This is a genomic window from Clavibacter michiganensis (genome assembly GCF_002151125.1).
Classification (GTDB): Bacteria; Actinomycetota; Actinomycetes; order Actinomycetales; family Microbacteriaceae; genus Clavibacter; species Clavibacter michiganensis_C.
The window spans coordinates 394,980-413,908 of record NZ_MDJZ01000016.1; the positions used below are offsets into that span (position 1 = coordinate 394,980).

22 protein-coding genes are annotated in these 18,929 nt (G+C 74.1%); 10 read left to right on the forward strand and 12 right to left on the reverse strand.

Translation table 11 applies throughout. From position 1 onward, the window contains the following. Positions 1-7 precede the first annotated feature (7 nt). Together BFL37_RS11325 and BFL37_RS11330 are read right to left on the reverse strand one after the other, a co-directional pair. Positions 8-676, reverse strand: a complete 669-nt coding sequence (locus tag BFL37_RS11325) for a potassium channel family protein (RefSeq protein ID WP_086515198.1) — start codon at positions 674-676, stop codon at positions 8-10. Positions 677-729: 53 nt separating this feature from the next. Further along, positions 730-2,154, reverse strand: coding sequence for a TrkH family potassium uptake protein (locus BFL37_RS11330; protein ID WP_086515199.1), 1,425 nt, complete (start codon positions 2,152-2,154; stop codon positions 730-732). A 78-nt stretch (positions 2,155-2,232) separates the two neighbouring features. Between BFL37_RS11330 and BFL37_RS11335 the strand changes: the two genes are divergently transcribed. The 3 genes from BFL37_RS11335 (at position 2,233) to BFL37_RS11345 (ending at position 3,307) form a co-directional block, all read left to right on the forward strand. After that, positions 2,233-2,775 (forward strand): ArsR/SmtB family transcription factor, encoded by a 543-nt coding sequence (locus BFL37_RS11335; protein ID WP_086515200.1) that lies wholly within the window; start codon positions 2,233-2,235, stop codon positions 2,773-2,775. A gap of 121 nt (positions 2,776-2,896) precedes the next feature. Then, positions 2,897-3,136, forward strand: a complete 240-nt coding sequence (locus tag BFL37_RS11340) for a helix-turn-helix domain-containing protein (RefSeq protein ID WP_086515201.1) — start codon at positions 2,897-2,899, stop codon at positions 3,134-3,136. A 72-nt stretch (positions 3,137-3,208) separates the two neighbouring features. Then, positions 3,209-3,307: a 30S ribosomal protein bS22 gene (locus BFL37_RS11345; RefSeq protein ID WP_003792170.1), complete on the forward strand. Its 99-nt coding sequence runs from the start codon at positions 3,209-3,211 to the stop codon at positions 3,305-3,307. Positions 3,308-3,433: 126 nt separating this feature from the next. Here BFL37_RS11345 and BFL37_RS11350 read toward each other — a convergent pair whose 3' ends face one another. Then, positions 3,434-4,186, reverse strand: a complete 753-nt coding sequence (locus tag BFL37_RS11350; protein WP_086515202.1) for an HAD family hydrolase — start codon at positions 4,184-4,186, stop codon at positions 3,434-3,436. Between the two features lie 77 nt (positions 4,187-4,263). Between BFL37_RS11350 and BFL37_RS11355 the strand changes: the two genes are divergently transcribed. The 4 genes from BFL37_RS11355 to BFL37_RS11370 all read left to right on the forward strand — a co-directional run bounded on the left by BFL37_RS11355 (position 4,264) and on the right by BFL37_RS11370 (position 7,108). Beyond that, positions 4,264-4,527, forward strand: coding sequence for a glutaredoxin family protein (locus BFL37_RS11355; RefSeq protein WP_086515203.1), 264 nt, complete (start codon positions 4,264-4,266; stop codon positions 4,525-4,527). Positions 4,528-4,561: 34 nt separating this feature from the next. Further along, a complete protein-coding gene (locus BFL37_RS11360; protein ID WP_086515204.1) occupies positions 4,562-4,864 on the forward strand; it encodes a Dabb family protein in 303 nt (100 codons plus the stop codon). 61 nt (positions 4,865-4,925) lie between these two features. Beyond that, entirely contained in the window at positions 4,926-5,567 is a 642-nt protein-coding gene (locus BFL37_RS11365) for an ABC transporter ATP-binding protein (RefSeq protein ID WP_086515205.1), read from the forward strand. Continuing rightward, complete coding sequence (locus BFL37_RS11370; RefSeq protein ID WP_086515206.1) at positions 5,564-7,108, forward strand: hypothetical protein; 1,545 nt, start codon at positions 5,564-5,566, stop codon at positions 7,106-7,108. The genes BFL37_RS11365 and BFL37_RS11370 overlap by 4 nt, the downstream gene beginning before the upstream one ends. On the opposite strand, the gene BFL37_RS11375 is transcribed toward BFL37_RS11370, so the two are convergent. The 5 genes from BFL37_RS11375 to aspS all read right to left on the reverse strand — a co-directional run bounded on the left by BFL37_RS11375 (position 7,105) and on the right by aspS (position 11,148). Continuing rightward, complete coding sequence (locus tag BFL37_RS11375; RefSeq protein WP_086515207.1) at positions 7,105-7,320, reverse strand: hypothetical protein; 216 nt, start codon at positions 7,318-7,320, stop codon at positions 7,105-7,107. The genes BFL37_RS11370 and BFL37_RS11375 overlap by 4 nt on opposite strands. 53 nt (positions 7,321-7,373) lie before the next feature. Beyond that, entirely contained in the window at positions 7,374-7,706 is a 333-nt protein-coding gene (locus BFL37_RS11380; RefSeq protein WP_086515208.1) for an ATP-dependent DNA ligase, read from the reverse strand. 160 nt (positions 7,707-7,866) lie between these two features. Beyond that, complete coding sequence (locus tag BFL37_RS11385; protein ID WP_086515209.1) at positions 7,867-8,421, reverse strand: hypothetical protein; 555 nt, start codon at positions 8,419-8,421, stop codon at positions 7,867-7,869. After that, a complete protein-coding gene (locus tag BFL37_RS11390) occupies positions 8,414-9,655 on the reverse strand; it encodes an LCP family protein (protein WP_086515210.1) in 1,242 nt (413 codons plus the stop codon). Before BFL37_RS11390 ends, BFL37_RS11385 begins: the two co-directional genes overlap by 8 nt. Before the next feature lie 182 nt (positions 9,656-9,837). Beyond that, positions 9,838-11,148 carry an aspartate--tRNA(Asn) ligase gene (aspS, locus tag BFL37_RS11395; RefSeq protein ID WP_086515211.1) on the reverse strand — a complete coding sequence of 437 codons (1,311 nt, stop codon included), beginning with the start codon at positions 11,146-11,148 and terminating at the stop codon, positions 9,838-9,840. Positions 11,149-11,274: 126 nt separating this feature from the next. Between aspS and BFL37_RS11400 the strand changes: the two genes are divergently transcribed. Genes BFL37_RS11400 through BFL37_RS11410 form a run of 3 tightly spaced genes read left to right on the forward strand, consistent with a single transcriptional unit; the run spans position 11,275 to position 13,639 of the window. After that, positions 11,275-12,108 carry a LamB/YcsF family protein gene (locus BFL37_RS11400; protein ID WP_086515212.1) on the forward strand — a complete coding sequence of 278 codons (834 nt, stop codon included), beginning with the start codon at positions 11,275-11,277 and terminating at the stop codon, positions 12,106-12,108. Beyond that, positions 12,105-12,725 (forward strand): 5-oxoprolinase subunit B family protein, encoded by a 621-nt coding sequence (locus BFL37_RS11405; protein WP_086515213.1) that lies wholly within the window; start codon positions 12,105-12,107, stop codon positions 12,723-12,725. The genes BFL37_RS11400 and BFL37_RS11405 overlap by 4 nt, the downstream gene beginning before the upstream one ends. Beyond that, positions 12,722-13,639 (forward strand): biotin-dependent carboxyltransferase family protein, encoded by a 918-nt coding sequence (locus BFL37_RS11410; RefSeq protein WP_086515214.1) that lies wholly within the window; start codon positions 12,722-12,724, stop codon positions 13,637-13,639. Before BFL37_RS11405 ends, BFL37_RS11410 begins: the two co-directional genes overlap by 4 nt. Positions 13,640-13,691: 52 nt before the next feature. Here BFL37_RS11410 and BFL37_RS11415 read toward each other — a convergent pair whose 3' ends face one another. The 4 genes from BFL37_RS11415 to BFL37_RS11430 form a co-directional block, all read right to left on the reverse strand. Then, entirely contained in the window at positions 13,692-14,495 is an 804-nt protein-coding gene (locus BFL37_RS11415) for a DUF2510 domain-containing protein (protein WP_086515215.1), read from the reverse strand. Between the two features lie 119 nt (positions 14,496-14,614). Further along, complete coding sequence (locus BFL37_RS11420; RefSeq protein WP_086515216.1) at positions 14,615-17,104, reverse strand: excinuclease ABC subunit UvrA; 2,490 nt, start codon at positions 17,102-17,104, stop codon at positions 14,615-14,617. Between the two features lie 124 nt (positions 17,105-17,228). Then, positions 17,229-17,441, reverse strand: coding sequence for a hypothetical protein (locus BFL37_RS11425; protein ID WP_086515217.1), 213 nt, complete (start codon positions 17,439-17,441; stop codon positions 17,229-17,231). Between the two features lie 233 nt (positions 17,442-17,674). After that, positions 17,675-18,718, reverse strand: coding sequence for a sigma-70 family RNA polymerase sigma factor (locus tag BFL37_RS11430; RefSeq protein WP_086515218.1), 1,044 nt, complete (start codon positions 18,716-18,718; stop codon positions 17,675-17,677). Between the last annotated feature and the right edge of the window lie 211 nt (positions 18,719-18,929).

The window sequence follows — 18,929 nt, forward strand, 5'->3', positions numbered from 1 at the left end:
GGGCCGGTCAGGAGAGCGAGGCGAACCTCTCGATGTCGGCCGACGTGCCCGACACGATGATGAGGTCGTGGTTCGACACCAGCGTCTCCGAGGTGGCGTAGGTGAACGGCTTGCCCGGCGTCTTCACGCCGACCACGGTGATCCGGTAGCGCCGCCGGACGGACGACTCCTGCAGCGTCATGCCCCGGATCGGCTTCGGCGGGTACATCTTGGCGAGCACGAAGTCGTCGTCGAACTCGATGAAGTCGAGCATCCGGCCGGAGACGAGGTGGGCGACGCGCTCGCCGGCCTCCGCCTCCGGGTAGATGACGTGGTTCGCGCCGATGCGCTCGAGGATCTTGCCGTGCGACTGGCTGATGGCCTTGGCCCAGATCTGCGGGATCTTGAGGTCCACCAGGTTGGCCGTGATGAGCACGCTCGCCTCGATGGACGAGCCCACCGCGACGACCGCGATCGAGAAGTCCTTGGCGCCGAGCTGCTGCAGCGCCTCGATGTTGCGCGCGTCGGCCTGCACCGCGTGGGTCACGCGGTCCGACCACTTCTGCACGAGGCCCTCGCTCGCGTCGATCGCGAGCACCTCGCGGTCCAGCCGGGCGAGCTGCCCGGCGGTCGCGGCGCCGAAGCGGCCGAGCCCGATGACGAGCACGGGGGCGTTGTGGGGGATGCGTTCGCCCATGGGGGGCCTCTCTGATCCGGTCGTCCGGGGTGGGTGGTGGATGGGGCGCCGGCTCAGCCGACGATCGGCCGCTCCTCGGAGCGCTGGAAGAGCTGGCGGCGCGTGCTCGCGGCGAGGGCCGCCGCGAGGGTCACGGTGCCGACGCGCCCCAGGAACATGGTGGCAGCGAGCACGTACTTCGCGGGATCCGTGGCCTCGGCCGTGAACCCGGTGCTGAGGCCCGAGGTGGCGAACGCGCTGATCGCGTCGAAGAGCACGTAGTCGAGGCGCTCGCCGGATATCTGGAGGAGGACGATGCTGCTGAGCGCCACGGTCGTCGCGCCCCAGAGCACGATGCTGACCGCGAGGCGGAGCACGTCGCTCGGGATGCGGCGCTCGAACACCTCCATCGACTCGCTGCCGCGGGCCTCGGCGAACGCCGCGAGGAACAGGATCGCGAGGGTGGTGACCTTGATGCCGCCGGCCGTGGACGCGGATCCGCCGCCGATGAACATGAGCATGTCGGTGACCAGCAGGCTCGCGTTCCCGAAGTCGGCCATGTCGAGCGTGGAGAAGCCGCCGGAGCGCGTCATCACCGAGAGGAACAGCGCCTGGAAGCCGTGCTGCACGGGATCCATGAGCGCGAACGTCTTCCTGTTGTCCCACTCGAGCACGACGTACGCGAGCGTGCCCAGCACGATGAGGATGAGCGAGGTCCAGAGCGTGAGCTTCACGTGCACGGAGAAGCGCCGCGGCTTCCGCCACCCGCGGTACACGGCGTAGATGACGGGGAAGCCGATGCTGCCGAGGAAGACGCCGATCATGAGCAGGCTGAGGAACCAGTAGTCCTGGTGGTACAGCTCGAAGCCGGCCTCGCTGAAGACGAAGCCCGTGTTCGTGAACGCCATGAGCGAGTAGTAGAAGGAGTCGAGCGCCGCCTGGCCGACCGGGATGCCCTCCAGCAGGATCCGCGGGAAGAGCAGCGCCGCGATGGACAGCTCGATGACGAGGGCGCTGATCGCGACCGTGAGCAGCAGCGTGCCGATCTCGCCGAGCTTCACGGCCTGGCCCTCGGCGACCGGACCGTGGTGGATCCGCAGCGGGTTGCTGTCGCTCGCCGCCATGAGCCGCGCCTTGAGCCCGAGCCGGCGCGACACGATGAGCCCCATGATCGACGCGAGCGTGAGCACGCCGATGCCGCCGATCTGCACGCCCAACGCGATGAACGCGTGGCCGAGCGGGGTCCAGTAGGTCGCCATGTCGACGGTCGCGAGGCCCGTGACGCAGATGGCGGACACGGCCGTGAAGAGCGCGTCGGCGAAGGGCGCGTGGTCGCCCGTGGAGGTCATGCCGGGGAGCATGAGGATCGTCGTGAGCGTGAGGACCAGCGTCGCGAAGATGAGGATCGCGAATCGGGCGGGCGTGGAATGCGCGAAGTAGTCGAGGAAGTCGCGGATGCGCCCGAGGAGGGGACGCCCGTGATCCGGCCTGACGCGCATGGTCCCCTGTCCGCTTCCGGAGCCGTGCGCCCCGGATCGTCATGGTACTGCGAGCACGGGACGGAATAGCCTTCGGGGATGGCTGACATCTTCGACGTCGTGGCGGATCCCACCCGGCGCGACCTCCTCCGCGTGCTGCTCGACCGACGCGCGGTGCCCGAGGCGCCCACGGGGGAGATCAGCGTCTCGGAGCTCGTGCAGACGCTCGGGATCAGCCAGCCGACCGTGTCGAAGCACCTGCGCGTGCTGCGCGACATCGGCCTGGTCTCCGTGCGGGAGGAGGGGCAGCACCGCTACTACCGCCTCGAGCCCGCGCCGCTGGAGGCGCTGGACGCCTGGGTCGCGCCCTTCGTCGGCGACGGCGACGGTGGTGTCGACGACGGGCACGCGGATCCCGACACGGGACTGCTCGGCGGCGGCCTGTCGGCGGACCCCGACGGGGACGACGACGGCGACCCGGCCGGCTACCCGTTCGCCGCGTCCCTCGGCCGGATCTGGGCCGACACCCGCTACCAGGCGGCCGCCGCGGTGCACGACGCCACGCGCGTCGCGGGCAGCGCGGGGCAGGCCGGGCTCGGCCGTCTGCGCGGCCGGAAGCAGGGGAACGCGCGGGACGCGTGATGCGGGATGTGACACGATGGACAGGCGTCCATCCGCACCCCTAGACTCGCGCACCAGCGCCCGCATCGCGGGGGCAAGAGGTCCGTGAGCCGGTCACGCAGAACGAGGAGTCGATCCGCCCATGTCGCGTGACCTGTCCGACGTCCGATTCCTCACGGTGGCCGAGGTGGCCGAGATGATGCGCGTCTCCAAGATGACCGTCTACCGCCTCGTGCACTCGGGCGACCTGCCCGCCATCCGCTTCGGCCGCTCCTTCCGCGTGCCCGAGTCCGCCGTGCTCGCCGCCATCGACCCGTCGAACGCGCTGCCCGGCCAGCCCGGCGAGGCGTCGCGTCACTCCGGCATCTCGGATGTCGGCTAGACTCCTCTGAGGCTATTTTCCGCGGGTCCTCAGCACCCGCGTGTTCCGTCCGGCAACAGATGAGGTGCCCCTATGGGTTCAGTGATCAAGAAGCGTCGCAAGCGCATGGCGAAGAAGAAGCACCGCAAGCTGCTTCGCAAGACGCGCCACCAGCGTCGCAACAAGAAGTAGAGCGGACGCGCCCACGAGGGCGCAGGACGTGATGGAGAGGACGCCGACCCGGCGACGGGGCGGCGTCCTCTCCGTGCGTCCGGGGGTGCGCGCTGCTCGACCAGCGGCGTCGGGGATCCGCGGGCGTCAGCGCCCGGTGGATCCGCCCGCCCGGGCGGCCTCGCGGCGCACCCGCCTCCTCGCCTCCCGGATGCTCGCGCGTCGCAGCCGCATGGACGGCCAGCCGGATCCGCGCGCATGGGCGGCCAGCGCCTGATCCGGGTTCACGACCACCGGGTGCCCGACGAGCGTGAGCAGCGGGATGTCGTGCCGGGAGTCGGAGTACGCCCAGCACTCGCGGGCGTCCGCGCCCGTGCGCGCGAGGAGGCCGCGGGCGGCGGCGGCCTTGTGCGCGCCGTGCAGGAACTCGCCCTCGAGGCGGCCCGTGTAGGCGCCGTCGCTCACCTCGAGCGCGCTGCCGAGCGCGCCCGTGAGGCCGAGGCGACGCGCGATCACGTCGGCCAGGAACGACGGCGACGCCGTGACGAGCCAGACCTGGTGGCCCTTGGCGAGGTGCTCCTGCGCGAGGCCGAGCGTCTCCGGCCACACGGCGTGCGCGGTGTGCCGCTCGTATATGTCGTCCGCGAGGCGGGCCATGTCGGCGACGGTGACGCCCGTGACGACTTCGAGGCCGCGGGCGCGCGCCGACGCGAGGTGCCGGTCGTTCTCGCCGCGCGCCTTGAAGCGCGCGTGCTTCCATCCGGCGCCCGCGATGTCGCGCACGGTGAGGAGGCCGGCCGCGCGCAGGCCGCGCACGAGGTGGAACACGCTCGCGCCGTGGATCAGCGTGTTGTCCACGTCGAAGAACGCGAGGATCGGGGTGCTCGCCTGGTCGGCCATGATCGCCTCAGCGTAGGCGACGCTCCTGCGCGCGGGGCCCGGGCTGCACCGCTCCTGCCCTCGCCTACGCTGGGCGGATGAGCGCAACGGTCCTCACCCTCGTCGGCAAGCCCGGCTGCCACCTCTGCGACGACGCGCGCGAGGTCGTGTCCCAGGTGCTCGGCGGCCTCGACGCAACGCGCGCCGCCGAGGTGACGCTGGAGGAGCGGAGCATCCTCGACGACCGGGCCCTCGCCGACCGCTTCGCCGAGGAGATCCCGGTGCTCCTCATCGACGGGCGCGTGCACAACTACTGGCGCATCGACGCCGACAGGCTCCGGCGGGCGCTCGACGCGCGCTGAGCCCGGCGCCGCCGCCCGCGGATAGGGTCGTCGCATGACCCTCCGCCATGTCGTCTCCTGGAAGCTCGCCGACCGCGATCCCGCCGCCCTCGATCGGGACGCCACGCGCATCCGCGAGGCGCTCGAGACGCTGCCCGACCTGGTGCCCGGGATCCGCTCGTTCCAGGTGGGACGCGACGTGATCGGATCCGCGCGCAGCCACGATCTCGTGCTCATCGCCGACTTCGACGACCGGGCCGCGCTCGACGCGTACGACGTCCACCCCGAGCACCAGCGCGTCGCCGCGTTCGTGCGGAGCCTGGTGGGATCCGCGGCCTCGGTCGACTTCGAGGTCTGACCGGACGGCCGGTCCCCTCGACGGCTCCCGCCGCCCTCGGCGCATGCGGGAGGATGTGCGGATGGGGGACGCGGTCGAGGTCGAGCGGGTGTCGGTGGTCGTCGACGGGGTCCCGCTGCTGCGGCCGACGGACCTCGCCGTCGCATCCGGCGAGGCCGTCGCGGTCACCGGCCCGAACGGCGCGGGGAAGACCACGCTGCTGCGGGTGGTCGCCGGGCTGACGCGGCCGAGCGCGGGAACGGTCCGCGTCGCCGGCCGGGCGGTCGACGAGCGCGACCCGGCCTTCCGGCGCGCGGTGTCCGGATCCATCGGCCACCCGCCCGTGGCGCGCGACCTGACCCTCGCCGAGCACCTCGCCGTCATCGCCGCGTCCTGGGGGATGGACGCGCAGGCCGCCCGCGACCGCGCGGCGGCGCACCTCGAGCGGTGGCGGCTCGCACCTCTCGCCCGGCGCTTCCCGCACGAGCTGTCCAGCGGCCAGTCCCAGCTGGCGGCGCTCGCGATGGCGACCGTGCGGCCCCACGACGTCCTGCTCCTCGACGAGCCCGAGCAGCGGCTCGACCCCGACCGGCTGCAGCTGGTGATCGGGATCCTCCGCGCCGAGCTCGACGACGGCCGCACGCTCGTGCTCGCGACGCACAGCCCGGTGCTCCGCGAGGCCGTGGCGCACCGGTCGATCGCGCTCGTCGGCGACGCCGCGTGAGCACGAGGCGCGTCCTCCGCACGGTCAGGGCCCTCCGGCTCGAGCGCGGCGGGGCCTCGCCGACGGACCTCGCCTACACCGTGTACGCGGTCGCGCTCACGGTGCTCATCGTCGGGATCCCGGTGCTGCGCGCCATCGTGCTGGAGCTCGCGGAGCCGGTCGCGGCGGCGGCGCTCCGCGCCCACGGGCCGACCGCGGCCGCGGCGGTCGCGGGCCTCGCCGCCACGGCGCTCCTCGTCGCCGGCGGCGCACGCGGCCCGGCCCTGCTGTCCCCGTTCCTCACCGCGACGCTCGCGGGCAGCGGGTTGCCGCGCGCGGCCGTGCTGGGCCGCCCGTTCGCCCGCGCCGTCGCAGGATCCGCCGCGCTCGCCGCGCTCGTGGCGCTGCTGCCCGGCCTCGCCCTGCTCGTCGCGGGCGATGCGGATCCGGGGCCGTTCGCCGCGTGGACCGCGGGCGGCGCGCTCCTCGGGGTGATCCTCGCGGGCTGCTGGCTCGCGGGCCAGCGGCTGGGCGCGGGCGGCCGGGCCGTCGGGGGAGCGGCGCTCCTCGGATCCACCGCCGTCGCCGTGCTCGTGCCGAACGCGATCGTGCCGTGGACCGCCGTCCGCGCGCTCTTCCCGGGCCCCGGCGCGTGGCCGCCGTCCGCGGGAGCGGGGACGGCGCTCGGGACGCTGGCCGCGCTCGCCCTCGCCGTGCTCGCGGCCGCGCCGGCGATCCTCGGCGGTCTGCGCGGACCCGAGCTGCTCGCGCAGTCCCGGCGCTGGCAGACGGCGACGACCCTCGCGACCACGGGCGACCTCGCGATGGCCGCGGGCGGGTTCCGGCCCGTGCCGCGGATCGGGCGCGGCTGGGGCGCCGTGCGCGGCCGGTCGACGGCCGCCCTCGTCGTGTGGCGCGATGTCGTCGGCTCGCTCCGCACCCCCGTCCGCGCGGCGGCCGCGTGCCTCGGGGTCACGGCGTCCGGCGGCCTCCTGGCGGTGTCGCTGGGCGGCGCGGGCACCGGGCTCGTGATCCCCGCGGTCGGCGCGGCGCTCGTCGGGTTCCTCGCGCTCGGCGTGTGGGCGGACGGCTTCCGGCACGTCGTCGACGTCTCGTCCGCGCCGCCGCTCTACGGGATCCCGACCGGGCGCCTGCTCCTCCTCCACGCCGCGCTCCCCGCGACCGCCGGGGTCGTGTGCGCGCTCGCGGGAGCCGGGATCGCCGCAGCAGGCGGGGCCGCCGTGGCCGGCGGGGCGGGGGTCGGCGCGCTCGTCTGCGCTCCCGCCGTCGCGCTGCTGCTCGTCGCCGTCCGCGCGTTCGACGTGGCGAAGGGACCGCTGCCGCTCGAGGTGATGGCGCCCGTGGTCACCCCGGCCGGCGACGCGTCCGCGCTCGTGATCGCAGCCTGGCAGGCCGACGCGCTCCTGGTGGCATGCGGATCCGTGCTCGCGGTCGTGTCCGCGGTCCAGGCGGTCGGACCGGCGGGAGCCGCGCTCGCGCTGCCGGTGGGCGCCGGCGTCGCCCTGCGGACGCGGCACCGGGTCCGGGCGGGTCGGGCCTAGCCGCGCGGTCGGGCCGCGTCGAGGATCCGCACGGCCTCGTCGGCCGGGACCGTCCAGGTGATCGTCGCGGTCACGCGCGCGACGCCGTCGTCGGAGACGTCCGTGCCGGCGAAGTCGACCTGCACGTCGCGCACCTCACGGCTGATGGCGGCGGCGGACTCCGTGGCGGCGAGGATCGCCTCGTCGTCGTAGGGGAGGTTCGTGAGGGCCATGGTCGTCCTTGGGGTGCGGGGTGCGGGGTGTGCGTGGTCGGGATGGCGGCGCGTCACTCCGGGGGCGGCTCGGCGCGCGAGGTCGATCCGGGCGGCGGCTCGGGCAGCAGGTGCAGCCCGGATCCGGTGTTCGCGCTGTCCATGAGCAGATCCACCCACGCGGGGTTGATCGCGGGAGGGCGGCTGCCCGAGAACCGGAAGTGCAGCGGCAGCTCGGGCGCGACCCACACGGTGCTGCGCCCGTCGCCCTCGGAGGCCGGGTACTTCCAGGAGAACGCGAAGCTCTCCTTCCGGCGGAGCTTGTTGAGCATCACGATCTGCAGGTGCGCGAGCGCGCGGTCGTCGATGGTGGTGCGGGTGGTGCTGTCGAAGATCAGCTGGCCCATGCCGGCGCTCCTCCGTGTCCCGTCCTGGTGCCCGTCGAGGGCGGGGATCCCGGGGATCCCGCGGCTTCCACGGCTCGGCGACCCGCGGGTGAGGGCATCGAGTGGTGGTGCAGATATTACGGCACCGGAGGAATAACAGGCCCTCCGGAGGGTGCTCCCGTCACCCGACGCCATCCCGGCGGCTGCCCGCGTCGAGCACGGCGAGGACGGCGACGGCCACCTGCCGCGGGGTGCGTCTGTCGGTCGCGATCTCCGTCTCGTCGAGGTCCGCCGCGCGCAGCCGCGCGGCCAGGTCGGCATGGCGGGCCAGGTGCCAGTCCCGCGCGGCCCCGCGGTCGGCGTCGTAGCGGGACCGCAGCCGCGCCTCGACGGTCGCGGGCGATGCGCTGAGGCGCACGCACCGCACGTCGATCCCCAGCGCGTCGCGGTACCGCTCGAGGTCGGCGCGCTCCGCCACCACCCCGCTGATCACGAGCTGCCGGGGCCCCGCCTCCTGGAAGAGCGCCCACGCGGCGGCCATGGCCCGCGCCTCCACGACGACGTTCTCCGGATCCCACGACGCGGGCGGCCACGACCGGTGGAACCCGTCCACGTCCATCAGGCTGAAGGGCCGCCCGGCCTCGGCGAGCAGGTCGCCGACGTGGTCGAGCACGGCGCTCTTGCCGACGCCGTAGGTGCCGTTGAGGAGGAGGGCGGGTGGGCTCGCGTCAGCCATTCGAGCAGGTCTCCTCCGATGCCGTCTGGCCCGTCACGCCCTCGGGGAGCACGGCCGGGGCCGACGCATCCGCGGAGGGCTGCGCGCCCGCGCCCGCGTCGGGTGTCGGCGTGGTCGGCGCCGGGGCGGGGGCCTCGGGGGCCGCGACACCATCGCCGGTGCTCCCCGGCGCAAGGGTGAAGTCGGCGTCGGCCGCGATGAGGCGGATCATCTCGTCGCCCTTCGCGACGTCCTGCGCCACCCGCCCGCTCTCCAGCCGGGTGCTCGGGTACTGCACGAACGTGAACCGGTCGAGGGGGATGTCCTTGACCGTGAGGGCCAGCGACGCGATCGCGGCCGGGCTGTCGAGCGAGGTCGACAGCACCATGTTGTCGATCGCGGCGCGCGCGATCCCGTAGACCTTGGCCGGATTCGTCAGCGTGTCCGTCGATGTGATGGTGCGGAGCAGGGCGCTGAGGAACACCTGCTGGTTGCTGATCCGGTCGATGTCGCTGCCGTCGCCCACGCCGTAGCGGGTGCGGAGGAACTGGACGGCCTCGCGCCCCTGGAGCGGGTGGATCCCGGGCTGCAGGTCGAGGTCCGTCTTGGGGTCGTGGAGCCGCTTCGCGATGCACACGGGCACCCCGCCGACCGCGTTCGACATGGCGACGACCCCGTTGAACTGGATGACGCCGCCGTAGGGGACCTCGAGGCCCGTGATCGCCTCGACGGCCCGCACGACGCAGGGCAGCCCGCCGCGCTTGAGGGCCACGTTGATCTGCACGCCCGAGGACGCGGGCTCCTCCGAGCCGTCCGGACGGGCGCAGGCCGGCATGTCGACGAGCATGTCGCGTGGGAAGGAGACGACGGTCGCGCGCGTGTGGTCCTCGCTGATGTGGAGGAGCATCGTGACGTCGTTGAGGTTGCCGGTCTGGACGTCCTCGCCGGTGCCGTAGCCGTCGCCCTGGCCCTCGCGGGTGTCGCCGCCCACCAGCAGGATGTTCGCACCCCCGTCGATCCCGCCGATGGACGGCGGAGGCGCCTGCCCGTCCCCGATGTCGACCGCGTTGGCCTGGACGGTGCGCGCCAGATCCCACGCGGCGAAGGCGGCGACGGATCCGGTGCTCACGACCGCGACGGCGGCCACCGCCGCGGCGGCGAGGACCGCGGTGCGCACCCCGCTCGGCTTCCGCAGCCGACCGTGCCGGGCGATGCCGGACGCGGTGCGCCGGTCGTGACGCGTCTCCTGGGACATGCGGGCTCCTCGGTGCGGCGGGCAGGCGGACGCCCACCTGGACGACCCGGTGACCGCCACGCTACGGACCTCCGCGCGGCGGCGGTTCCCCCGAGCGATGTACATCGCGCCCGGTGCGGACCGCGCACGCGGAACGGCCCGACCCCCTGCTGAGGGGATCGGGCCGTCCGATGGAGCGGGACCTACGGGGCGAGCCGGTTCGGACCGCGGAAGAGGTACGTGACCTCGCGCAGGTTCGACTGGTGCAGCAGCAGCATCAGCACGCGGTTGAGGCCCATGCCGAAGCCGCCGTGCGGGGGCACGCCGTAGCGGAAGAAGTCGAGGTACGAGCCGAGCTCCTCGGGGTCGAGGCCCTTCTCGCGCGCCTGCGCCTCGAGCACGTCGACGCGGTGCTCGCGCTGCGCGCCCGTGGTGATCTCGACGCCGTTCCAGATGAGGTCGTAGCTGTTCGTGATCGTCGGGTCCTCGGCGTTGCGCATGTGGTAGAACGGCCGGATCGTCGACGGGTAGTCGGTGAGGAACACGAACTCGTGGCCGAACTCCTCCATCACGTGCGCGGCGATCTGGCGCTCGCCCTCGGGGTCGAGGTCGTCGTCGGCGCGGTCGATGACGTGGCCGCGCTTCGCGACGATGTCCTTGGCCTCGAGCAGCGGGATCCGGGGGAACGGGATGCTCGGCACGGTCACCTCCACGTCGAACAGCTCGCGGATCTCGTCGCCGTGCTTCTCCTTCACCGCGGTGAGCGCGGCGACGATGAGCTCCTCCTGGAGCCGCGCGACGTCCTCGTGGCTCTCGATCCAGCTGATCTCCGCGTCCACCGACGTGAACTCGGTCGCGTGGCGCGAGGTGAAGGAGGGGTCGGCGCGGAACGCCGGGCCGACCTCGAACATCTTGCCGAAGCCGGCGGACTGCGCCATCTGCTTGAAGAACTGCGGGCTCTGCGCGAGGTACGCGACGCCGTCGAAGTAGTCGACCTTGAACAGCTCGGCGTTCGACTCGGAGGGCGTGGCCATGAGCTTCGGGGAGAAGACCTCGATGAAGTCGTGCTCGACCCAGTAGGTGCGCAGCGCGTGGACGAGCGTGGTCTGCACGCGGAAGATGAGCGAGTTGCGGGGCGCGCGCAGGTCGATGAAGCGCCAGTCGAGGCGCTTGTCGATGGAGGAGTCGGCCGCGATGGGCGTCTCCGGGATGGCCGCGGCCGCGACCTCGATGCCGGACAGGCCGATCTCCAGCCCGCCGAGCTTCACGCGCTCGTCGTGCTTGAGCGTGCCGGTGGCGGTGAGGAACGTGCCGGCCGCGAGACCCGAGATGGTGTCGGCGGTCTGGTCCTCGTCGCCCTGGCGCTTGTAGGTGAGCTGCACAGCGCCAGACTCGTCGCGGAGGATCACGAACTGGATCTTCTTCTGATCCCGGACGGTCTCGACCCAGCCGGAGACGGCCACGTCCCCGTCGTCGAGGGCGGCCAGGTTCTTGATGAGGGTGCGGGTAGTCACGGTCGTCGAGTCTATCCGCGGCCCCCGGCACCCCGCGCGCCCGGCGGCCGCCTAGCCTGGTGGCACGGCCACGCGACGGGCGGGCCCCGGCGCCCGACGCGGCGCGACCAGCGCAGGGGAGACGCCATGCAGATCGACCTCAACAGCGACCTGGCGGAGTCCTTCGGCCGCTGGACCCTCGGCGACGACGACGCGATGCTCGACGTCGTCTCGAGCGCCAACGTGGCCTGCGGGTTCCACGCGGGGGATCCGGTCGTCATGCTGCACGCGCTCGAGCGCGCGGCCCGGAACGGCGTGGCCGTGGGCGCGCACGTGGCGTACCGCGACCTCGCGGGCTTCGGCCGCCGCGACCTCGACGCGTCGCCCGCCGAGCTCACGGGCGACGTGCTCTACCAGCTGGCCGCGATCTCGGGGATGGCCCGGACGGTCGGCGCGCGCGTCTCGTACATCAAGCCGCACGGCGCCCTCTACAACCGCATCGCGCACGATCCCGTGCAGGCGCAGGCCGTGGTGGACGCGGTCGTGGCGCTGGACCCGACGCTGCCCGTGCTGGGCCTCCCCGGCTCCGAGATCCTGCGTCTCGCCGAGGCCGCCGGCCTGCCGACGCGCGTCGAGGCGTTCACCGACCGCGCGTACACGCCCGAGGGCGCGCTCGTGTCGAGGCGCCAGGGAGGATCCGTGATCCACGACCCGGCCGAGGTCGCGGCGCGCTCGGTGCGCATGGCGACGGAGGGCACGGTCGTGGCGATCGACGGATCCGTGGTGCGGCTCGACCCCGACTCCCTCTGCCTGCACAGCGACACCCCCGGCGCCGTGGGGCTGGCCCGCGCGGTGCGCGACGCGCTCGAGGCGGCGGGCGTGGCGATCCGGCCGGTGCCGGACGCGGGCGCGGGCGACGCCGCCGACGTTCCCGCCGCCGACCACCGCGCCCTCCCCGCCCGCGACCGGCGCGCCCTGTGACCCTCCGGCTCCTGCCGTGCGGCGACGCCGCCGTCATGCTCGACCTCGACTCGCTCGACGAGGTGCTCCGCCTCCAGCCCGTGCTCGACGCCACGCGGCCCCGCGGCGTCGTCGACATCGTGCCGGGCGCGCGCAGCATCCTCGTCACGGTGGATCCGCACGTGCTGCCGCTCGCCGCCGCCCGCTCCTGGGCGCTCGCCGCCCGACCCGCGGACGAGGCGGGCGCCCGCGGCGGCGACGCGATCGAGATCGACGTGCTCTACGACGGCGAGGACCTGTCCGACGTGGCCGCGCTCCTCGGCATCGGCGAGCGCGAGGTCGTCGAGCGGCACACCTCGGGCGTCTGGACGGTCGCCTTCGGCGGCTTCGCGCCCGGCTTCGGCTACCTCGCGGGCGTCCCCGGCCTCGAGGTGCCGCGCCGCACGTCGCCGCGGCCGCGGGTCCCCGCCGGCGCCGTCGCGCTCGCGGGCGAGTTCAGCGGGATCTACCCGCGCGTCTCGCCCGGCGGCTGGCAGCTCATCGGCACCACGCGCGCGGTGCTGTGGGATCCGGAGCGCGAGCAGGCGGCGCTGCTGCAGCCCGGATCCGCCGTGCGCTTCCGCGAGGTGACGGCGTGAGCGGCGAGGCGGTCCCCCGCCGCGGCCGCCGCGCGACCGTCGGCGCCGCGGCCGGTCTCGTGGTCGAGCGCACCGGTCCGCTCATGCTCGTGCAGGACGCCGGCCGACCCGGGCACGGCGGCATCGGCGTCTCGCCGTCCGGGGCCCTGGATCCGCGCGCCCTCGCCGACGCCAACCTCCTCGTCGGCAACGACGCCGGCACCGCGGGCCTCGAGATCCTGCTCGGGGGCGCGGTGCTCCGCGCGACGGCGGCCGTGTGGGTCGCGGTGACGGGCGCGGTCGGCCCGCTCGTCCGCACGGCGGGGCGCGCGTCGCGACCGGCGCCCTACGCCGCGGCCGTGCTCCTCGACGCCGGCGACACCCTGGAGATCGGTGCGGCGGTCGCGGGGATCCGCTGGTACCTGGCCGTGCGCGGCGGCGTCGACGTCGCGCCCGTCCTCGGCTCGCGCGCCACCGACCTGCTCTCGCGGGTGGGGCCCGCGCCCGTCGCGGTGGGCGACGTGCTGCTCGCCGGGCCCGCGCCCGCCCGGCCCGTGCCCCCGGTCGACTCGCTCGCCGTGTCCGCGCCCGCCGACGGCGAGGTGGTGCTCCGCGCGACCCCCGGCCCGCGCCTCGACTGGTTCGCCGACGGATCCTGGGCCGCGCTCCTCGACGGCGCGTGGGAGGTGACGGCGGAGGCCGACCGCGTGGGCGTCCGCCTCGACGGCGAGCCGCTCGAGCGGCGGATCCCGGGCGAGCTCCCCAGCGAGGGCGTCGTCACGGGCGCGCTCCAGGTGCCGCCGTCGGGCCGGCCGATCCTGTTCCTCGCCGACCACCCGATGACGGGCGGCTACCCGGTGATCGGCGTGGTCGCCCGCGACGACGTCCGCCTCGCCGCGCAGCTGCGCCCCGGCCAGCGCATCCGCTTCGCGTGAGCGGACGCGCCGACCGGGGCGCGGCGAGTGCGGCGGGCGGGCCGCCCGTGGATCAGAAGCGGCCGGGGCCGTACATCTGCATCGTCGAGGTGAAGGCCTCCACGAACTTGACGATGGAGATGAAGGCGACGATCACGTTGAGCCCGGCCCAGACCCAGATCGGCGACAGCGCGTTCGCGGGCGCGCCCTCGATGCGGCGCCGGACGACGATGGAGCGGCCGATCAGGTAGACGCCGCCGACGACGGGGATGAACGCCCACGCCCAGTGGAAGGGGCGCACGATGCCGCGGCGCGTGAGGTCGCGCCAGTCGACGTACGCGAGGGCGACGGATCCGCCCCACACGAGGAGCTGGACGAGGCTGCTGACCGCCTGGGCGACCAGGGCATCGGGCCGCGGACCACGCGGGTCCATGTCGAGGGCTCCTCGGTAGTCGACGTTCAGCGCGAGCACGAGGGAGACGACCGGCAGGGCAGCCAGCACCCAGATGGCCCAGGTGGACGGCGACGTGGACGCCGGCACCTTCGGCGGCGGGGTGGCGGCGTACGGCTGCTGCGCGTACCCGGCCTGCGCGTACGGCTGCTGCGCGTACCCGGCCTGCGCGTACGGCTGCTGCGGAGCCTGCTGGCCGTAGGCGGGCGGCGCGGCGGCCGGGGCCTCCGGGGGCACGTGGCCGCCGGCGGGAGCGGAGGCGGGCGACGGCGCGGTCCCGGCCGGGAAGGCCGCGGCGGTGGCTGCCGGCGCGTCCGCGAGGTGGTCGGTCCAGCGCGTGCCGTCCCACCAGCGCAGGCGGTCGGATCCCGCGGGGTCCGCGTACCAGCCCGCGGGCGTGGAGGGTGTTCCGGTCGAGTCAGTCACGAGGTGCTCCTAGGAGAGGTGCGGGATGGCGTCGAGGGCGTCGGACGCGCCGGGGCGCGGACGCTGGACGTCAGACTACCCACGTCGCGCGGGAGCCGCGCCGTCCCGCGGGGCACCCCTCACGAGGCGTCGAGGCGCCGCGCGAGGTACGGCGCCGTGCGGCTCCCGGGGGTGTCCGCGACCTCCCGCGGCGTCCCCTGCGCGACGATCCGCCCGCCCTGTTCGCCGCCGGAGGGCCCGAGGTCGATCACCCGGTCGGCGTCCGCCACCACGTCCATCTCGTGCTCCACCACGACGACGGTGTTGCCCGCGTCCACGAGCCCCTGCAGCTGGCGGAGGAGGAGCACCACGTCGGCCGGGTGCAGGCCCGTCGTCGGCTCGTCGAGCAGGTAGAGGGTGTGCCCCCGCGGCGCGCGCTGCAGCTCGGTGGCCAGCTTGATCCGCTGCGCCTCGCCGCCCGACAGCTCCGTCGCGGGCTGGCCGAGCCGCAGGTAGCCGAGCCCCACGTCGCGGAGGGTCGCGAGGGCGCGCGCGGCGAGCGGCACGTCGGCGAGGAAGCCGTGCGCCTCGTCGACCGTCATGCCGAGCACGTCCGCGATCGACCTGCCGCGGTACTCGACCTCGAGCGTCCCGGGCTCGTACCTGGCGCCGTGGCACGTGGGGCACGGCCCGTAGGAGCCGGGCAGGAAGAGGAGCTCGACGGTCACGGATCCCTCGCCCTGGCAGGTCTCGCAGCGCCCGCCCGCGACGTTGAAGGAGAACCGGCCGGCGCCGTAGCCGCGGGCGCGCGCCTCGTCGGTGGCGGCGTAGGTGCGGCGCACCGCGTCGAACAGCCCGGTGTAGGTGGCGAGGGTCGAGCGCGGCGTGCGGCCGATGGGGCGCTGGTCCACGGACACGAGGCGGTCCACCGCGTCCGCGCCCTCCACGCGCGCGATGCGCGCGGGGCCCGACGCGTCGTCGCCGTCGTCCGCGTCGTCGGAGGCCTCGACCACCACGCGGTCCGGTGCGAGGGAGGCCCGCAGCAGGTCGGGCAGCACGCGGCTCACGAGGGTCGACTTGCCGGATCCGGAGACGCCCGTCACCGCCACCATCACCCCCAGCGGGATCTCCACGTCGAGGTCCACGAGGTTGTGCAGCGTCACGCCGGTCGCGCGGATGCTCCCGGTCGGCGTCCGCGGCGTCCGCTCGACCCGCGGCGGCGCGAGGTCGGGGAAGAGGTGCGGACGCGTCGCGGAGTCCACGGCGTCGCGCAGTCCCTCGACGGGACCGCTGTAGACGATGGATCCGCCCGCCTGCCCCGCGCCCGGGCCGACGTCGACGATCCAGTCGGCCCGCCGCACCACGTCCATGTCGTGCTCGACGACGAAGACCGAGTTCCCGGAGTCGCGCAGCTGCTCCAGCACCTCGAGCAGCGGCTCGGCGTCGGCCGGATGCAGCCCCGCCGACGGCTCGTCGAGCACGTAGACCACGCCGAACAGGCCCGACCGCAGCTGCGTCGCGAGCCGGAGCCGCTGCATCTCGCCGGGGGAGAGCGTGGTGGTGACGCGGCCGAGGCTCAGGTAGCCGAGGCCGAGGTCCACGAGCACGGCGAGGCGCGCGACGAGATCCGTCGTGATGGTCACGGCCACGTCGCCCATGCGGTCCGTCGGCGCGATGGCCTGCGCGAGGTCGGCGAGCGTGAGCGCGTTGAGCTCCTGGATGCTGCGGCCCGCGAAGGCCACCGCGAGCGCCGCGGGCGTGAGGCCGCTGCCGCCGCACCGCTCGCACGTGCCGGAGACCATGCGCGCGAGCGCGCCCTCGCGGAGGCGCGGGCTCGGCGAGTCCGCGAGCGTGTGCAGCACGTAGGAGCGCGCGCTCCAGAAGCGGCCCTTGTAGGGCTTCGCCACGCGGTCGCGCTGCGGCGTGATCTGCACCACGGGCTGCTCCTCCGTGAAGAGGATCCAGTCCCGGGACTCCTGAGGGAGCTCCCGCCACGGCACGTCCACGTCGTAGCCGAGCGCGATCGTGATGTCACGCAGGTTCTTGCCCTGCCAGGCGCCGGGCCAGGCGGCGATGGCGCCGTCGCGGATCGAGAGCGACGGATCCGGCACGAGCGACGCCTCGGTCACGGTGTGCGCGACCCCGAGGCCGTGGCACACGGGGCACGCGCCCGCGGCGGTGTTGGGCGAGAAGGCGTCGGAGTCGAGGCGTCCCTGGCCGGCGGGGTACGCGCCCGCGCGGGACATGAGCATCCGCAGCGAGTTGGAGAGCGTGGTCACGGTGCCGACGGTCGAGCGCGTGCTCGGCGCCCCGCGGCGCTGCTGCAGGGCGACCGCGGGCGGCAGCCCGGTGATGCTCTCGACGTGCGGCGTCTGCTCCTGCCGGATCAGCCGGCGCGCGTAGGGCGCCACCGACTCGAAGAACCGGCGCTGGGCCTCGGCGTACACGGTGCCGAACGCGAGCGACGACTTCCCGGATCCGGAGACGCCCGTGAAGGCGACGATCCGGTCCCGCGGGATGTCGACGTCGACCTCGCGCAGCGTGTTCTCGGACGCACCTCGCACACGGACGAAGCCGTCGGAGCGGTCGTCGGGCGATGCGGCGGGCGGGTGGATCTCGGAGGAGGGCACCTGCTCGACCCTATGCCCGCTCGCGCGCCGCCGTCGGGGCGGGGCAGCCGCCTCCCGGAGGTGCTATCGATGCCCGCGCGCTCCGGAAGCGCCGCCGGGAAGCGCCGCCGGACCGCGTCGTCGATCAGCCGAGCGCGCCGCGCGCCTCCTGGAGCGTGGGGAAGTCGCCCACGTCGCGGCCGAGGCGGTCGGTGACGTGGAAGCCCACGCCCCAGCGCTCCTCGGAGAGCCCCGCGAACTCGTCGCCGCGTCGGGCGACCCAGAGCCCCGCGGCGACGGGGGACCAGCTGATGCGGGGGACGTCGGTCGGACCGGGTGCGGTCTGCGTGAGAGCCATGGCTCCTCCTTCTCCGCGGCTCGTCGTCGAGTCCGCGCTGTGTCGTCGGCGACGGGGGATGCGCGTCGCGACGCCCCTATGGGGTGGACCTTGACTGTATGCGCACTAACGACTAGTGGGCTCTCTTCCGGGCGGATCCGGAGCTTCGCGGTGCGCGGGCGGACATCGGACCGCCCGTGCACGACGGAGGGCCGCCCGCGCGATGCGGACGGCCCTCTGGTGACGCGGCGTGATCAGCCGCGGATGTACGTCTCCAGCTCCGGGATGCGGAGCTTCGCGAGCACCTTCTTCTCGATCTGGCGCACGCGCTCGCGCGTCACGCCGAGCTGCTGGCTCACGAAGGCGAGCGAGCGGGGCTCCAGGCCGGCCAGGCCGAAGCGCATCCGCACGACCTCGGCGTCGCGCTCCGCGAGCCCGTCGATGAGGCGCGTGACGTGCGCGGCCATGAGCTGCTGCGTCACCACGTCGATCGGCTGGGTGACGTCCGCGTCCTCGATGAGGTCCGCCATCTCCGTGTCGCCGTCGCCGCCGCTGCCGCCCACGAGGACCTGCAGGGACATGGGCTCCTGCGCGCGGTCGAGCAGGTAGCGCACCTTGGTGACGGGCGTGTCCGACTCGCGGGCGATCTCCTCCATGGAGGGGTCGCGCCCGAGCTCCACCGCGAGCTCGCGCTGCACGGCGTTGATGCGGTTGATGTGCTCCACGGTGTGCACCGGGATCCGGATGGTGCGGCTCGTGTCGGCCATGCCCCGGGTGATGGACTGCTTGATCCACCAGGACGCGTAGGTCGAGAACTTGAAGCCGGCCTGGTAGTCGAACTTCTCGACCGCCCGGACGAGGCCCATGTTGCCCTCCTGGATGAGATCCAGGAACGGCAGGCCGCGGCCCGTGTAGCGCTTGGCGATGCTGACGACGAGGCGCAGGTTGGCGTTCACGAGGTGCTGCTTGGCGCGCATCCCGTCGGAGGCGAGCGTCTGGTACTCGCGGCGCTCGGACGGGGAGAGGTCGGTGCGGGTGTCGAGCACCTCCTGCGAGAGCACGCCCACCTCGATGCGGCGGGCGACGGTGACCTCCTGCTCGGCGGTGAGCAGCGGCACGCGGCCGATCTGGCGGAGGTAGTCCTTGACGGCGTCGGTGCTCGCGCCGGGGGTCACGAGCGAGGGCTCGGGGAGGTCGGAGTCCGCGTACGGATCGACGGGACGAACGGACTCGACCTGGTCGAGCTCGGTGTCGGTGCTGGTCTCGGCGGCCGTGGGCCTGGTCGGTGTCATCGTCATGGTGCCCGTTCCTTCCGTGCCGTCGCGGACGGCATCGTCATGCGGGCCCGCGTCCGTTCGACGGGGGTCTCTGCGAGGTCCCGTGGTCCACGGGGCTCTCGCCAGAGGCCGGATCACGACCTCGAGCACCTAACTTAGCGTGCGATTCCTTTGGGGCCCAAACGTTTGTATACACACGTAACATCCGGTCAGAACCGGTCTCGAGAGGCCG